General features: G+C 63.3%; 13 protein-coding genes. 10 read left to right on the top strand and 3 right to left on the bottom strand.

Going from position 1 to position 15,446, the window contains the following annotated elements; all coding sequences use genetic code 11:
* Nucleotides 1-40: 40 nt before the first annotated feature.
* The 5 genes from WNZ15_RS04690 (at nucleotide 41) to WNZ15_RS04670 (ending at nucleotide 5,384) form a co-directional block, all read left to right on the top strand.
* Nucleotides 41-1,663, top strand: coding sequence for a long-chain fatty acid--CoA ligase (locus WNZ15_RS04690; RefSeq protein ID WP_342891769.1), 1,623 nt, complete (start codon nucleotides 41-43; stop codon nucleotides 1,661-1,663).
* Nucleotides 1,660-2,478, top strand: a complete 819-nt coding sequence (locus tag WNZ15_RS04685; RefSeq protein WP_342891768.1) for an SDR family NAD(P)-dependent oxidoreductase — start codon at nucleotides 1,660-1,662, stop codon at nucleotides 2,476-2,478. The genes WNZ15_RS04690 and WNZ15_RS04685 overlap by 4 nt, the downstream gene beginning before the upstream one ends.
* Complete coding sequence (locus tag WNZ15_RS04680; protein WP_342891767.1) at nucleotides 2,479-2,973, top strand: MaoC family dehydratase; 495 nt, start codon at nucleotides 2,479-2,481, stop codon at nucleotides 2,971-2,973. It abuts the gene before it with no gap.
* 103 nt (nucleotides 2,974-3,076) lie between these two features.
* A complete protein-coding gene (locus WNZ15_RS04675; protein ID WP_342891766.1) occupies nucleotides 3,077-4,312 on the top strand; it encodes an acyl-CoA dehydrogenase family protein in 1,236 nt (411 codons plus the stop codon).
* 100 nt (nucleotides 4,313-4,412) lie between these two features.
* Nucleotides 4,413-5,384, top strand: coding sequence for a phosphotransferase family protein (locus WNZ15_RS04670; protein ID WP_342891765.1), 972 nt, complete (start codon nucleotides 4,413-4,415; stop codon nucleotides 5,382-5,384).
* A gap of 27 nt (nucleotides 5,385-5,411) precedes the next feature.
* Here the strand turns inward: WNZ15_RS04670 and WNZ15_RS04665 are convergent, their stop codons facing one another.
* The 3 genes from WNZ15_RS04665 to WNZ15_RS04655 all read right to left on the bottom strand — a co-directional run bounded on the left by WNZ15_RS04665 (nucleotide 5,412) and on the right by WNZ15_RS04655 (nucleotide 9,079).
* Complete coding sequence (locus WNZ15_RS04665; protein ID WP_342891764.1) at nucleotides 5,412-7,526, bottom strand: 3-hydroxyacyl-CoA dehydrogenase NAD-binding domain-containing protein; 2,115 nt, start codon at nucleotides 7,524-7,526, stop codon at nucleotides 5,412-5,414.
* A 181-nt stretch (nucleotides 7,527-7,707) separates the two neighbouring features.
* Entirely contained in the window at nucleotides 7,708-8,172 is a 465-nt protein-coding gene (gene tsaA / locus WNZ15_RS04660; RefSeq protein ID WP_342891763.1) for a tRNA (N6-threonylcarbamoyladenosine(37)-N6)-methyltransferase TrmO, read from the bottom strand.
* 31 nt (nucleotides 8,173-8,203) lie between these two features.
* Nucleotides 8,204-9,079: a helix-turn-helix transcriptional regulator gene (locus tag WNZ15_RS04655; protein WP_342891762.1), complete on the bottom strand. Its 876-nt coding sequence runs from the start codon at nucleotides 9,077-9,079 to the stop codon at nucleotides 8,204-8,206.
* A gap of 440 nt (nucleotides 9,080-9,519) precedes the next feature.
* On the opposite strand from WNZ15_RS04655, the gene WNZ15_RS04650 reads away from it, so the two are divergent.
* The 5 genes from WNZ15_RS04650 to WNZ15_RS04630 all read left to right on the top strand — a co-directional run bounded on the left by WNZ15_RS04650 (nucleotide 9,520) and on the right by WNZ15_RS04630 (nucleotide 15,442).
* A complete protein-coding gene (locus tag WNZ15_RS04650) occupies nucleotides 9,520-10,614 on the top strand; it encodes an ABC transporter ATP-binding protein (protein ID WP_342891761.1) in 1,095 nt (364 codons plus the stop codon).
* An 84-nt stretch (nucleotides 10,615-10,698) separates the two neighbouring features.
* Nucleotides 10,699-11,799, top strand: coding sequence for an extracellular solute-binding protein (locus WNZ15_RS04645; protein WP_342891760.1), 1,101 nt, complete (start codon nucleotides 10,699-10,701; stop codon nucleotides 11,797-11,799).
* A 75-nt stretch (nucleotides 11,800-11,874) separates the two neighbouring features.
* Nucleotides 11,875-13,140, top strand: a complete 1,266-nt coding sequence (locus WNZ15_RS04640) for an ABC transporter permease (protein ID WP_342891759.1) — start codon at nucleotides 11,875-11,877, stop codon at nucleotides 13,138-13,140.
* An 8-nt stretch (nucleotides 13,141-13,148) separates the two neighbouring features.
* Nucleotides 13,149-14,003 carry an ABC transporter permease gene (locus WNZ15_RS04635; protein WP_342891758.1) on the top strand — a complete coding sequence of 285 codons (855 nt, stop codon included), beginning with the start codon at nucleotides 13,149-13,151 and terminating at the stop codon, nucleotides 14,001-14,003.
* Between the two features lie 209 nt (nucleotides 14,004-14,212).
* The gene (locus WNZ15_RS04630; RefSeq protein ID WP_342891757.1) at nucleotides 14,213-15,442 is read left to right on the top strand and encodes a M24 family metallopeptidase; all 1,230 of its coding nucleotides are present in this window, start codon (nucleotides 14,213-14,215) and stop codon (nucleotides 15,440-15,442) included.
* Nucleotides 15,443-15,446: the final 4 nt, after the last annotated feature.

Below are 15,446 nucleotides of genomic sequence, written 5' to 3'. Positions count from 1 at the left end.
GAAGGACCGCAACAAGCGGCCGTGTTCTGGGAGGAAACACATGAAGGGCATGATGATGCACCGTCCGCTGAAAATCGCGGATCTCATCACCTTTGCCGCCGACACCTATCCGGACGGGGAAATTGTCTCCGTGCGCACGGAAGGCGATATCCACCGCACCACCTACCGGGAAACCGCCGGACGGGTCGCCCGGCTGGCCCACGGCCTGCGCGGTCTGGGTGTGGGCGACGGCGACCGGATCGCGACGCTGGCCTGGAACGGCTATCGTCATTTCGAGCTCTATTATGCGGTTTCCGGCATCGGCGCCGTCTGTCACACGATCAACCCGCGCCTGTCCGCGGAACAGATGATCTATATCGTCAACCATGCGCAAGACCGGCTCCTGTTCGCCGACCTGACCTTTGTTCCGGCTCTGGAAAAGCTGCGCCCGCATTTTCCGGCGGATCTGCGCATCGTGATCATGACAGACCGGGCGCATATGCCCGAGACCACTCTTGAGGGTGTCCTGTGCTACGAGGACATTCTGGACGGCCAGCCTGCTGAAATCGACTGGCCGGACTTTCCGGAGGATCGGGCCGCGGGGCTTTGTTACACCTCCGGCACGACAGGCAATCCCAAGGGAACGCTTTATTCGCACCGGTCCACGGTGCTGCACGCGCTGGGCATGTGCGTGACCATTCCGCAGGCACTGAAGGAAGGCTCCCGGATCCTGCCGGTGGTGCCGCTGTTTCATGTCAATGCCTGGGGCCTGCCTTATGGCGCTCCGCTGTCCGGAGCCAGCCTGATCTTTCCGGGCGCTGCGCTGGACGGCTCCAGCCTGTTCGAGCTGATGGACAGGGAAAAGGTGTTTTCCGCCTGGGGCGTGCCCACGGTCTGGATGGGCCTGATGAACGAGATCAGGCAGCGGGGCCGCCTGCCCGAAGGGTTCGGCGATATCGTCGTCGGCGGGTCGGCCGCATCGCGCGCATTGATCGAGGCGTTCGAGACGGAGGGCGTCAATGTCTGCCATGCCTGGGGCATGACGGAAATGAGCCCGCTCGGCACCCAGTGCAACCTGCCGCCCGCCATGGCGGATCTTCCCCTGGGTAAGCGGGTCGACCGGAAACAGAGCCAGGGACGGCGCGTCTTCGGCGTCGAGTTGAAGCTCGTCGACGACGCCGGCAAGCGTTTGCCTCATGACGGCGCCACGCCGGGACATCTTTATGTGCGCGGCAACACCGTCACCAGCGGCTATTACGAGGACCCGGAAGCGACCGCACCGGTGTTCGACGCCGAGGGCTGGTTCTGCACCGGTGACATTGCCACCATCGACCCGGACGGCTTTCTGGCGGTCACCGACCGCTCCAAGGATCTGATCAAGTCGGGTGGCGAATGGATCAGTTCGCTCGACCTGGAAAACATCGTGATGTCCCATCCGGGCGTCGCCAGTTGCGCGGTGATCGCCGTGCCCGATGCCAAATGGGAGGAACGCCCGCTTCTGATCGTTCAGGCGCGGGAGGATGCGCAGCCGCAAAAGGAGGAGATCCTCGGACTTCTTCAGGACCGGGTCGCCCGGTGGCAGGTGCCCGACGAGGTTGTCTTTGTCGAGGCTCTGCCGATGACGGCAACGGGCAAGGTCTCCAAACTGATGCTCAGACAACAATACGCGGAGGACAGCGCGTGACGCCGGAAAAGCTGTTCGGTCTGGCCGGCAAGACCGCCCTGGTCACGGGCGGGGCCACCGGCATCGGCCGTATGGCCGCCGAAGGCCTGATGGCGGCCGGTGCCCGGGTCCTGATCGCCAGCCGCAAGGAAGAAGCCTGTCAGGCAGCCGCCGCGGACCTCAACGCGTTGGGCTGGTCCGGAAAGGCGGAAGGGTTTGCCGGCGACGTGTCGAGCGAGGACGGTGTCGCCGCGCTCGCGCGTGAAGTCGCCGACCGCACGGACAGCCTGCCGATCCTGATGAACAATGCCGGGACAAGTTGGGGGGCACCGCTCGGTGAATTTCCCCATTCCGCCTGGGAGCGGGTGATGCGGGTCAACGTCACCGGGCTGTTCCAACTGACCCAGAGCCTGTTGCCGTTGCTGGAAGCGGCAGCCGATGACGACGATCCGGCGCGGGTCGTCAATGTCGGCTCGGTGATGGGGGAGACCGCCCATGGCGACCGGGCCTACAGCTACGCGGCATCCAAGGCGGCGGTGCATCATCTGACCCGCATCCTTGCCAAGGAACTTGCGCACAAGCGCATCACCGTAAATGCGCTGGCCCCCGGCCCCTTCATCAGCAACATGACAGCCTTCGCGACGGCGGACGAGGACGTGCGCTCCCGCGTCGGGGCGCAGGTGCCGCTGGGCCGGGTCGGCCGTCCCGGGGACATCGCTGCGGCGATGCAATACCTGTGCGGTTGGGGCGGTGCCTATGTGACGGGCGCGGTCCTGCCGATCAGCGGCGGCATCAATGTCGAGACGGGCCCCGACCTCTTCCAGGAGGCCTACTGATTGACGGCGGATCTCCAGGCCGGACCGCTTCGTGTGGAAGACCTTGAGCCTCTGGTGGGGACGGAAGTCGGCGTGTCGTCCTGGCGAACGATCGATCAGGCGCGGATCGATGCGTTCGCGGAGGTCACCGGCGATCACCAGTTCATCCATGTCGATCCGCTCCGCGCTTCCCGAACGCCATTCGGGGGCACCATCGCGCACGGCTTTCTGACCCTGTCGCTGCTCTCGGTCATGGGCCAGGAAGCCCAGCCGGAAATCCGGGGTGCGGTGATGGCCGTGAATTACGGCTTCGACAAGGTGCGCTTTCTCGCACCGGTCGCGACCGGCGCCAGGGTGCGCGGGCGGTTCGTGCTGGCCGGTCTGGCACGGCCGAAGGACGGCGAAGTCGATATCACGTGGCGCTCGACGGTGGAGATCGAGGGAGAAAAGCGGCCGGCGCTGGTCGCCGATTGGCTGAACCGGTTCTATCTGGACAGCGCGACGGACCGGCCATGAGAAAGCCTCGCCCCTGTCCGGGAAACGGCCGTGTTCGGCTGTCCGCAAACCGGATGCCGTACCGCCGAAAGCGGATGCGTGACCAGATCTGTCAGGAGATAACATGGATCTAGGAGTAACCGACCGGGTTCGCCCGCTCATCGACCGGGTTCGCCGGATGGTGGAGACGGAAATCGCCCCCCTCGACAGGGAATATCATGAGGAAGTCGGCCGCCATCCGTCCGGTGACCGGTTTCGCATGACAGACCGTCAGCTGGAGATCCTGAACGGCCTCAAGGCGCAGGCCAGGGAGCGTGGCCTGTGGAATTTCTGGCTGACGGACAGCGAAGAGGGCTTCGGCCTGACCACGGTCGAATACGCCTATCTGGCGGAGGAAATGGGCAAGGTCGGGATCGCCGCGGAAGTGTTCAATTGCAATGCGCCCGACACCGGCAACATGGAGGTGCTGGAGCGCTACGGCACCGCGGCCCACAAGCAGCGCTGGCTGAAGCCTCTGCTGAACGGAGACATCCGGTCCGCCTATCTGATGAGCGAGCCGGAGGTGGCCTCCTCGGACGCCACCAACATTGCATTGACCGCCGTCAAGGACGGCGATGCCTGGATTCTGAACGGTGACAAATGGTGGGCGACCGGGGCGGGCGACCCGCGCTGCAAGCTCTACATCGTCATGGCCTGCACGGATCCGGACGCCCACAAGCACAGCCGTCATTCCATGTTTCTCATGCCTGCTGATGCCGCCGGCATCGAGGTGCTGCGGCCGATGCAGGTCTTTGGCGCCGACGACGCGCCGCACGGCCACATGCATATCCGCTTCACCAATGTCCGGGTGCCCGGCGAGGATCTGGTGCTTGGCGAGGGCCGGGGCTTCGAGGTCGCCCAGGGCCGCCTCGGCCCCGGCCGGATCCACCACTGCATGCGCGCCATCGGGCTGGCGGAAAAGGCACTGGAGCTGTTGTGCCGGCGGGCCATGGAGCGCGACGCCTTCGGCCGGAAACTGACCGATCTCGGCGCCAATCACGACATCATCGCCAATGCGCGCATGGAGATCGAGATGGCGCGGCTGCTCTGCCTGAAGGCCGCCTGGGTGATGGACACGCAAGGAACGCGTGCCGCCCAGTCCTGGATCAGCCAGATCAAGGTGGTCGCGCCGCTGATGGCCCTGAAGGTGGTCGACGAGGCCATGCAGGTCCATGGCGCGGCCGGGATTTCCCAGGACTTTCCGCTCGCCGCCATGTGGACGCATTTGCGCACGCTGCGTTTTGCCGACGGCCCCGACGCCGTGCACCGCCGCCAGGTCGCCCGCGCGGAGCTGCGCAAATATGGCAACGGCAAGGTGTGACGGGGGTGTTCAGTTTGCCTTTCACACAGTGTGTCCCCGCATGACAACGGGCGCGGCGGATCCTGACCTTCCTGCACTCAGCACCTGGCTCGAAACGCGCTTGCCCGGTTTCAAAGGCCCGCTGGAGGCGGAAAAATTCGACCGCGGCCAGTCCAACCCGACCTACCGGCTGATGGCGGCGTCCGGGGACTATGTCCTGCGCCGCAAGCCGCCCGGTGTGCTGTTGAAATCGGCTCATGCGGTCGACCGGGAATTCCGGGTGCAGAAAGCACTGGCCGGGTCGGACGTGCCGGTCGCCACAATGCTGGCTCTGTGCGAGGACGAGAGCGTCATCGGGTCGGTTTTCTACATCATGGAGTTCGTGCGCGGCCGCAATTTCGACGACCCGCGACTGCCCGGTGTCGATCCCGGAACACGGCGCGGCCTCTATGACGAGATGAACAGGGTGCTGGCGGCAATCCATTCGGTTGATCTGGACGCATGCGGCCTGGCGGATTTCGGACCTTCGGGAAACTATTACCGCCGCCAGATCGACCGCTGGACCCGGCAATACCGGGCGAGCGAAACGCAGACCATTCCGGCAATGGACGAGTTGATCGTCTGGCTGGGTGGCAACGTGCCGGAAGACGACGGCCGGCGCACGCTGGTGCACGGCGACTACCGGATCGACAACATGCTGTTTGCAGGGGAGGGGACGGCCTGTGTCGCGATGCTCGACTGGGAACTGTCCACCATCGGTCACCCGTTTGCAGACCTTGCCGCGCTGATCATGCAGTGGCAGCGCCCGCCCGGCAGCGAGGGGCGGGGCCTTGCGGGCGTCGATCGTGGCCCGCTCGGAATTCCCGCGGATCAGGCCTTCATCGACGCCTATTGCGCCCGCATGGGCCTCACCGGCATCCCGGATTTCGGCTTCTACCTTGCCTTCGCCTTCTTCCGCATGGGTGCGATCCTGCAAGGTGTCGGAAAACGCGCTCTGGACGGCAATGCCTCCAACCCGGAGCTGGGTCTCAGGCTGGGGGCAACCGTGCCGGACTATGCCGCAGGTGGCCTGGACGCGGCGAAGGTTACCTGATCATCCGTGATCCGGGGCCGGCGTCCGTCACCCCCGGTCATTCGTTTCCGCGAAACTGCCGCCGTTCTCCGCCATCTGCCGCAACAGGGCGGGCACCTGCCAGTACCAGGCGTCTTCCCGCGCATAGTCCTCGATCCGCCGGACAAGTTCGGCCGCACCGATGACATCGGCGGTGTGCATCGGGCCGCCGCGGAAACGCGGAAAGCCGTAACCGTTGAGGAACACCGCGTCGATGTCGATGGGACGCAGCGCAATGCCTTCTTCCAGAACGCGGCTGCCTTCCAGGATCATCGCCGTCATGAAACGGCTGACGATCTCTTCCGCGGAGAAAGCGCGCGGCGCGATGCCGGCCTTGTCCCGTTCCGCATCGATGATCGCCAGCGCCTCCGGGTTCGGCCGGGACCCCGTGTCGTCGTAGATGTAAAAGCCCTGACCGGTTTTGCGCCCGAACCAGCCGTTCTCGCACAGACGGTCGGCGATCGGGATGTAGCGTTCCTCGGCCGGACGGGTGGCGGCGCGGCGCTTGTTGGCCGCCCAACTGATGTCGAGCCCGGCGAGATCGGCCACCTGGTAGGGACCCATGGCAAAACCGAAACCGCGCATGGCCGTGTCGATCTCTTCCGGCGATGCGCCATCCATCATCATGTAGTCGGCGGCCTTCTTGTAGAAGGTCATGATCCGGTTGCCGATGAAGCCGTCGCAGACGCCCGAGCGGACCGCGATCTTTTTCAGCCGTTTGGCGAGGGCGAACCCGGTCGCCACCACATCGTCCGCCGTCTTGTCGGCGACGACGACTTCCAGAAGCCGCATGATATGGGCGGGCGAGAAGAAATGCAGGCCGATGACATCTGCGGGCCGGGAGGTGATCGCGGCGATGTCGTTGATGTCGAGATAGGAGGTGTTGGACGCCAGCACGGCGCCTTTCCTGCAGACCTTGTCGAGCATTTCGAAGATCTCGCGCTTGACGCTCATCTCCTCGAAAACCGCCTCGATGACCAGATCCACTTCGGACAGCGCGCCCAGATCTGTGGAGGTCTTGAGTTTCGACGACAGAATGTCGTTGCGGGCGCCGGCGGTCAGCTTGCCGCGCTTGACCGCGCCGTCCAGATTGCCGGTGATTGTCGCAATGCCCCGGTCGAGCCCGGCCTGGTCGCGTTCGGTCAGGGTCACGGGCAGACCGGCCAGCAGCAGCGCCGTGGCGATGCCCGAGCCCATGGTGCCGCCGCCGATGACGCCGATTGCATCGATCGCGCGCGGTGTCGCGGATGCTTCCGGGATCTTCGAAACGGCCCGTTCGGAAAAGAACGCGTGGATCAGACCGGCGCGCTGCGGGCTCGCCATGCACTCTTCGTAAAGCCGGCGTTCCTCCTTCATGCCCTCCGTGACGGGCAGGCTTGAGGCGGCGACCGCATCGACGCATTTCTGCGGCGAAAACAGCAACGGCTGCGTCCGGGCCAGTTTCTTGCGCATCTCGTCAAGCGCCGTCGGATCGGGCTCCGTGTCCAGTGCACCTGTCCTGCGGTTGGGCAGGGTCCCGTCAAGCAGGTCTTGCGCGCTCTGGAGGGCCACCGCGCGGGGATCGCCCTCCGAAATCCGGTCGATCAGGCCGCTTGCAAGGGCGTCTTCGGCAGAGACCGGCTTGCCGCCGGTGATCATGTCGAGCGCGGTGCGGATGCCGGCAAGACGGGGCACGCGCTGGGTGCCGCCGGCACCGGGCAGGATGCCGAGCGTGACTTCCGGCAGGCCGACCCTGGTGCCTTTCAGCGCCACCCGGGCATGGCAGGCCAGGGCGACTTCCAGGCCGCCCCCGAGGGTCGTTCCATGCAGAACGCAGACGATCGGTGTGTCTGAAGCTTCCAGGAAATTGCACAGCTCGGGCAGCCACGGGTCGAGCGGCGGCTTGCCGAATTCGCGGATGTCGGCACCGGCGATGAAGGTGCGGCCCTTGCCGTAAATCGCGATTACCTTGACCGCGGACATGTCCTGCAAGGCTTCAACAGCCTGCCGGATCCCGGTCCGGACCGCATGGGAAGCGGCGTTGACCGGGGGATTGTCGATGGCGATGAGGCCGGCCGCACCGGTCAGCTCGAAGGAGACGGCGTCATTGATGGAGGTCTCGCCGGTCAGAGGCTCAGGGTGCATACAAATCTCCCGGGAGCTCGCCGGCGCGTTCGTTCGAACACGCCGGAAGCGCCCACATTTGAAAAAGGTCAACTCGTGGAAGCCCGGTCGAGCCGGGCCGCTCCGATCAGCGTGGTGGCGGCAGGATTGTCAATTCTGGGAAGGCCTTGTCAAGGTGTCCGAAAAGCGCAGCCGGCACTGATCAGGCTTTTGGCGAGGCCTTGGGGCTGAAGGAACAGCGGTCCGGCTTGAGGTCGACCAGCGGTGTTCCGTCGAGGCAGTCGAGCCCGCGCACGATCAGGTTGGGACCCTCCACCGAGACCAGTTTGACCAGCGACGTTCCGATCGGATTGGGGCGCACAGGCGAGCGCAGCGCGAAAGTGCCGTATGTGGTTTCACTGTGTGCGGGGTTCTGGACGACAAGGTCCCGCCGGGCCTGGTCAAGCCAGTAGAGAACCTCGACCCGGTCATAGTCCTCGATGCCCTGGAGGGCGGGCACCCAGGGCTCGAAGATCTCGATCCGGCAGTCCGGGCCGTCGTGCTTGCCCTGGCGCGGACACGCCTTGCGATCCGTCCAGGGGGTGTGGATCCTGCCGATGAAATAAAGTCTGGCGTCGTCCGGCTCCGAAACCGGGATCATGACCTCATGCGGGCGGATGTCGCTCATCGTGTCTCGTCCTGTATCTTTGGCGCTTGGGTCAATCGGACAGCCAGCGGACCACGCCATGATCGCTCAGGTCATAACCGCCGAGCGCGGCCGCCCTGGTCTTGAAGTCGGCGCTGCGGGCAAATGTGAACAGGCGCTGCACCGGTTGCGAGAAGTAGGCCTTGCGGTCGATCAGCAGATCGAAATTCTCGTCGACCAGCGGAAGAAAGCCGAGCCGGAAGGGTTTTGCCATGGCCTCTATGCCGAGCGCGGCATCGGCCTCGCCCGCGGCAACGGTGGCCGCGGCGTCGTTTTCCGAATGCGCCGGGGTCGGGGAACAGGTCAGGTCCGCCTCGCTAAGCCCGGCGTCGCCGAGCAACCTGGCCAGCAACAGGGCCGCGCCCGCCCCGCTCTGGCGCAGAGCGACCCGCCTGCCTTTGAGGTCGGCAACGGATGTGATCGTGCCGACGGCGTTCTCAGCGATCAGGAGCCCGCGCGTGCGCCGGGCCCAGGCGATCAGGACCGCATCGCGCAGGCCCAGGCTGCCGACGGAGCCGACGTTCCAGCCGGTCTCCTCGGGAAGATGCAGCCCGGCCAGCGAGGCAGCGCCGTCCTGGAACTTGATCAGCCCGTCCGCGCTGCCGTTGCAGAGCATGGCCAGACCGCAGCCGGACGCATGTATCGCCCAGTCCAGAAGCGGGTCGTGGGAACCGGCAAGCACATCCGGCCGCTCCGGGCTGCCGTCCTTGCCCCCGATCCAGGCACGGATCTGGTCGGCGGGAAACAGGAGTTTGCCCGTGATCCGGCGGTGCGGTATCTCGTTCGCGGCGGCAAGGTCATAGACCTTGCGTTCCTTGACCCGCAACAGGTCGGCTACTTCCCGGGTGGTCAGAAACTGGGGTTGCCGGAGATCTGGGTGCTTCAACATGTTTCCTGCCGTTCGCGGCAAACTTAACGGAGGACCGGCTCCCGGCACAAGATCCCCGGGCACGTGCCGGTCCGGCAGGCGGCGACGGTACCGGTTCGCGACGGTCCTGCGCAGTTGAAACCGGCCGCGGCGGTCCACTCTGTTTCCGGATTTGAAATGTGATCGAACCCTTGCACCACGGATACTGAGTGCAGTGCAAGATAAACTCTTTTCCCAAGTGTTTTCCTTGAGTAAAAATCCCCCACCTTTTCGACGCTGCAAAATATTAGATCGATAGCTGATTAAAAAATATACATTTTTTTTGATCGACCCCTTTCCTTGTAGCGGCATTTTTGTTTTTCTATGCACAATTGCACTGACCGGCTGCTCGATGGGGTTCAGGCCTCCAGAGTCGCTTGAATTTGTGTGCTTGATAATAATGAACCGGACTTGGGGACACTATGGCGAATACACGGGGCGCTGCCGTTAAGTATGATGGCGTTCAAAAGAGCTATGACGGGGAAACCCTTGTCGTAAAGAACCTCAATCTCGACATCCCGCCTGGCGAATTCCTGACCATGCTGGGACCATCCGGGTCCGGCAAGACGACCTGCCTGATGATGCTGGCCGGCTTCGAGCCCGCCACCCACGGCGAGATCTACCTGAACGATCGTCCGATCAACAATGTGCCGCCGCACAAGCGCGGCATCGGCATGGTGTTCCAGAACTATGCGCTGTTTCCGCATATGACGGTGGCTGAAAATCTGGCGTTTCCACTTCAGGTCCGCAACGTCAGCAAGGCCGAGCAGCAGGAAAAGGTCCAGCGCGCGCTGGACATGGTCGAGCTGGGGGCCTTCGGCAACCGGCGGCCGGCGCAGCTGTCAGGCGGACAGCAGCAGCGCGTGGCCGTGGCCCGTGCGCTGGTGTTCGATCCCGAACTGGTGCTGATGGACGAACCCCTGGGTGCGCTCGACAAGCAGCTGCGTGAGCAGATGCAGTATGAAATCAAGCACATTCATGAAAATCTCGGCGTCACGGTGGTCTATGTGACCCATGACCAGACCGAAGCCCTGACCATGTCGGACCGGGTTGCCGTGTTCAACGACGGCATCATCCAGCAATTGTCCACGCCGGATGATCTTTACGAAGACCCGCAGAACTCGTTCGTGGCGCAATTCATCGGTGAAAACAACAAGCTGAACGGCAAGGTTGTCGAGATCCAGGGTGAGGAGTGCGCCGTTGAACTCGACGACGGCACCCGGCTCAAGGCGGACAAGGTCAATGTCGGCGCCGTCGGCGACAAGACCACGTTGTCCCTGCGCCCGGAGCGTGTCGAATTCGACACAGACGATTCGATGGACAATCTGGTCAGCGGCCGGATCGAGGAGCTCATTTACCTGGGCGACCATATCCGCGTCCGCATGAATGTGGCCGGCAACGACGAGTTCATCGTGAAAGTTCGCAATCGTGGAGAGAAGCGCAAGCTGAATGTCGGCGAGACAGTCCAGGTGGGCTGGGCGCTGAACGACTGCAAAGCGCTCGACGCGGTTGTCTGAAATCGCCCGGCGGCCGGCTCGCGGCCGCCAGCGACAACAACGGAAACAAATCCGTTAAATCCAACAAAGAGGGAGCTAACTCAAATGAAGCTCAAAACCGTAATCCTTGCAGGCACCGCAGTGGCTTTTGCCAGCAGCGCCGTGCTCGCCGACGACATGACAGTCGTTTCCTGGGGCGGTGCCTATCAGGCGTCCCAGAAAAACGCCTACACCGATCCGTACATGGCTGAAAACCCGGGCGTCAACGTGATCTGGGACGAGTCTTCGGCGGAAGCCGTGGCCAAGCTCCGTGCCATGAACGAAGCCGGCAACGTCACCTGGGACCTGGTTGACGTGGTTGCGTCCGACGCCATCCGTCTGTGCGACGAAGGCCTCGCCATCGAAATCGATCCGGACACCGACCTGGCCGCAGCGCCGGACGGAACGTCCGCTTCCGAGGACTTCGGCGATCTTCTCGTGTCGGAGTGCTTCATTCCGCAGATCGTCTATTCCACCACCTTCGGTTACCGCTCCGACGTTGCTGACTGGAACGGCAAGGAGCCGGATGACATCTGCGACGTGTTCGATCTGGAAACCTTCCCGGGCAAACGCGCCCTGGAAAAGCGTCCGATCAACAACATGGAATGGGCCCTCCTGTGTGACGGCGTCGCCAAGGCGGACGTCTACGACGTTCTGGAGACCGAAGAAGGTCAGGACCGTGCGTTCGCCAAGCTCGCCACCATTAAGGACAACGTTGTCTGGTGGTCCGCTGGTGCGGAAACTCCGCAGCTTCTGGCCGACAGCGAAGTCGTGATCGGTTCCACCTACAACGGCCGCCTGTTTGCCCTCATCGAAGAGCAGAAGCAGCCGGTGAAGATGCTGTGGGACGCTCAGGTGTTCGACCTTGACGGCTGGATCATCCCGGCCGGTCTTCCGGACGACCGTCTTGCCGCGGTGAAGGAATTCGCCAAATACGCCACCGACACCCAGCGTCTGGCGGATCAGGCGAAGTACATCTCCTACGGCCCGGCCCGCAAGTCGTCGGCTCCGCTGGTCGGCAAGCACGCCGATCTCGGCATCGACATGGCTCCGCACATGCCGACCGATCCGAACAACGCCAAGAACACCTTCCTCTATAACTACGAATGGTGGGCGGATTACCGCGACGACATCGACGCCAAATTCCAGGCGTGGCTGTCTCAGTAAGCCTTTTGGCACGCTCCGGACCGGGTGGGCACTGCCCCACCCGGTCCTCCTCCTTAAAATGCGGAAAACTGTTTCATGAGCGATATCCCGGCCGATCAGGTTCTCACGACAAAAGACGGCAAGCCGCTTAAGGCCTCGCTGGCCAAGGCGCTGCGCCGCGAAAAGCTGCGCGCCTTCCTGCTGGTTGCCCCTCTGCTGATTTTCGTGCTGGTCACCTTTGTCGCTCCCATCGCGGACATGCTGTTCCGCTCGGTGGAGAACGGCATCGTCGCCGAGACGCTTCCCCGGACTGTTGTGGCCCTCGCGGAATGGGATCCGGAATCGGGCGCCGTGCCGGACGAAGAGGTGTTTGTCGCGCTTCATGGCGACCTGGCGATCGCGGTCGGCCAGAAGACCCACACACGCCTGGGCTCAAGACTGAACTACGAGCAAAGCGGCATCTCCAGCCTGTTCCGCAAGACCGGACGGCGCATCAAGCGCATGGATGAGGATGCCCCCTTCAAGGCACAGTTCATCGATGCCGACGACAAATGGGGCGACGTTCAGACCTGGCAGGTGCTGAAACGGTTCTCGCCGCGCTACACGCCGGGCTACTTTCTGAATTCCTTCGATGCGAAACAGACCGCCAACGGCATCGAGCTGAAGCCGGAAGACGAACGGATCTACATGTTCCTCTTCGGCAGGACCCTGTTCCTGTCGATCGTCATCACAGTGTCCTGCCTGCTTCTCGGCTATCCGATCGCATTCCTGCTCGCGGCCCTGCCGCTGCGTTCGTCGAACCTGCTGATGATCCTGGTGCTGCTGCCCTTCTGGACCTCGCTCCTGGTGCGCACATCCGCCTGGAAGGTGCTGCTGCAGCAACAGGGGGTGATCAACGATTTCCTGGTCTGGACCGGTCTGATCGGTGATGCCAGTCGTCTGGTGATGATCAACAACCAGACCGGCACGATCATCGCCATGACGCATATTCTGTTGCCGTTCATGATCCTGCCGCTTTATTCGGTGATGAAAACCATCTCGCCGACCTATGTGCGTGCGGCCAAGAGCCTTGGCGCCAATGACTGGACGGCCTTCTGGCGGGTCTATTTCCCGCAATCGGTGCCGGGGATCGGCGCGGGCGCCGTGCTCGTCTTCATCCTGTCGATCGGCTACTACATCACCCCGGAACTGGTGGGCGGCACATCGGGGATCTTCATCTCCAACCGGATTGCCTATCACATCTCGTCGTCCCTGAACTGGGGTCTGGCGGCAGCGCTCGGGACCCTGCTCCTCGTCGCCGTGATGGTTCTCTTTGTTGTCTACGACAAGATCGTCGGCATCGATAACGTGAAATTGGGCTAGGCACGATCATGAGCGCACTTCCCCCCTATGCATCCCCGTTGCAGCGGACCTGGTTCTACGGTTTCCGGTTCATCTGCGGGCTGATCTTCTTCTTCCTGATCTTTCCGATCCTGATCATCCTGCCGCTCAGCTTCAACGCACAGGACTTCTTCACCTTCACCAAGGAAATGCTGGCGCTCGACCCGGCCGGCTATTCCTTCAAGCACTATCACGACTTCTTCACCAACCCGGACTGGCAGCAGGCGCTAACCAATTCGGTAATGATCGCGCCGGTGGCGACTATCCTGGCGACCAGCTTCGGCACTCTGGCGGCCATTGGCCTGTCACAGTCGCATGTGCCCTACAAGCCGGCGATCATGGCGGTGCTGATTTCGCCGATGATCGTGCCGCTGATCATTTCTGCCGCCGGCATGTATTTCTTCTATTCGCGCATCGGCCTGCAGGGCACTTACTGGGGCGTCGTTCTGGCCCATGCCGCGCTCGGCACGCCGTTCGTGATCATCACGGTGACGGCGACTCTGGTCGGCTTCGACCGGTCGCTGGTGCGGGCCTCCGCGAGCCTGGGCGCGAACCCGGTCACGACCTTCTTCAAGGTGCAGATGCCCCTGATCATTCCCGGTGTCGTCTCCGGTGCCCTGTTCGCCTTCATCACCTCCTTCGACGAGGTGGTGGTGGTGCTGTTCCTGGGCTCCGCCGGCCAGAAGACCCTGCCCTGGCAGATGTTCACCGGCCTGCGCGAGCAGATCTCGCCGACCATTCTGGCGGTGGCCTCCCTGATGGTGGCGATTTCGATCGTGCTCCTGACGGTTCTGGAGATGCTCCGGCGCCGGTCGGAACGGCTGAGGGGGCTGTCACCGGGCTGACCCGGTACGGGGCCTGAATCGCCCCGCTGCATTCCACGGGAGCCGGTGGCGGAACGCCAGTCACCGGGCGGAGGTCTGAAGACAGGATCTCCCGGCAGCAAACAATCTGATTTCGGGCCTGGCGGGCCGGCTTCTCCTGGGGAAGCCGGCCCGTTTTGCGTTTCAGGCCGGAAAAGACCGTGAACACCACAGACAGGAAGGAGCCTGGAATGAGCGACGACATGATCCGCATCTATGAAATGAACAATGGTGACAAGGCCTTTTCGCCCTTCTCGCCGGACGAAATGGACCGCCGTCAGGACGGCCTCAGAAAGCTCATGGCGGCAAGAGGTATCGATGCCGCCCTGTTCACCTCCTATCACAACATCTGTTATTACTCCGGCTTCCTCTATTGCTATTTTGGCCGCAAGTACGGCTTCCTGGTCACGCCGGACAAGGCGACGACCATCGCCGCCGGGATCGACGGCGGCCAGCCCTGGCGCCGGACCCATGGCGACACGGTCATCTACACCGACTGGCGGCGGGACAATTATTTCCACGCCATCTCGTCGCTGCTGGATATGCCCAATCCGAAGATCCGGTGCATCGGCATCGAGTTCGATCACGTCTCCCTCGACCTGCTGAAGCTTCTGGAGGCGGCTCTGCCGGGGGTCGAATTCGTCGACATTGCTGCCGACGCCATGGGCCAGCGCACGATCAAGAGCGCCGAGGAACACACGCTGATCCGCGAGGGCGCGCGCATCTGCGATGTCGGCGGCGCGGCGCTGGTGGATGCGGTCCAGGCCGGTGTTCCGGAGCATGAAGTGGCCATCGCCTCCACCAACGCGATGATCCGCGAAATCGCGAAATCGTTTCCGTTCGTTGAGCTGATGGACACCTGGACCTGGTTCCAGTCCGGCATCAACACGGATGGCGCGCACAATCCGGTCACCAACAAACGTGTGGAAGCGGGCGACATCCTCAGCCTCAATTGCTTCCCGATGATCTTCGGCTATTACACCGCGCTGGAACGCACCCTGTTCTGCGAACACGCCTCCGACACGCATCTGCGGTACTGGCAGGTCAACTGCGATGTCCATCGAAAGGGCCTGGAGCTGATCCGCCCGGGCGCGCGCTGCCGCGACATTGCAACGGAACTCAACGACATCTACCGCGGCCATGACCTGCTCAAATACCGCAGCTTCGGCTACGGCCATTCCTTCGGCGTGCTCAGCCACTACTATGGCCGCGAGGCCTCGGTGGAACTGCGTGAGGATGTCGACACCGTCCTGCAGCCGGGCATGGTCGTCTCCATGGAGCCCATGATCATGATCCCGGAAGGGGACGCGGGCGCGGGCGGTTACCGCGAGCACGACATCCTGATCGTGACGGAAACCGGGGCGGAAAACATCACCGGTTTTCCTTTCGGACCGGAGCACAACATCATTGCGAAACGCTGAGGCG

Source organism: Roseibium sp. AS2 (assembly GCF_038900065.1).
Lineage (GTDB): Bacteria > Pseudomonadota > Alphaproteobacteria > Rhizobiales > Stappiaceae > Roseibium.
This window is presented reverse-complemented; position numbering and strand designations above follow the sequence as displayed.

Coding starts and splice junctions, on each gene's coding strand:
- WNZ15_RS04690 (WP_342891769.1), top strand. CDS start 41: ATGAAGGGCATGATGATGCACCGTCCGCTGAAAATCGCGGATCTCATC.
- WNZ15_RS04675 (WP_342891766.1), top strand. CDS start 3,077: ATGGATCTAGGAGTAACCGACCGGGTTCGCCCGCTCATCGACCGGGTT.
- WNZ15_RS04665 (WP_342891764.1), bottom strand. CDS start 7,526: ATGCACCCTGAGCCTCTGACCGGCGAGACCTCCATCAATGACGCCGTC.
- tsaA (WP_342891763.1), bottom strand. CDS start 8,172: ATGAGCGACATCCGCCCGCATGAGGTCATGATCCCGGTTTCGGAGCCG.
- WNZ15_RS04655 (WP_342891762.1), bottom strand. CDS start 9,079: ATGTTGAAGCACCCAGATCTCCGGCAACCCCAGTTTCTGACCACCCGG.
- WNZ15_RS04650 (WP_342891761.1), top strand. CDS start 9,520: ATGGCGAATACACGGGGCGCTGCCGTTAAGTATGATGGCGTTCAAAAG.
- WNZ15_RS04645 (WP_342891760.1), top strand. CDS start 10,699: ATGAAGCTCAAAACCGTAATCCTTGCAGGCACCGCAGTGGCTTTTGCC.
- WNZ15_RS04640 (WP_342891759.1), top strand. CDS start 11,875: ATGAGCGATATCCCGGCCGATCAGGTTCTCACGACAAAAGACGGCAAG.
- WNZ15_RS04635 (WP_342891758.1), top strand. CDS start 13,149: ATGAGCGCACTTCCCCCCTATGCATCCCCGTTGCAGCGGACCTGGTTC.
- WNZ15_RS04630 (WP_342891757.1), top strand. CDS start 14,213: ATGAGCGACGACATGATCCGCATCTATGAAATGAACAATGGTGACAAG.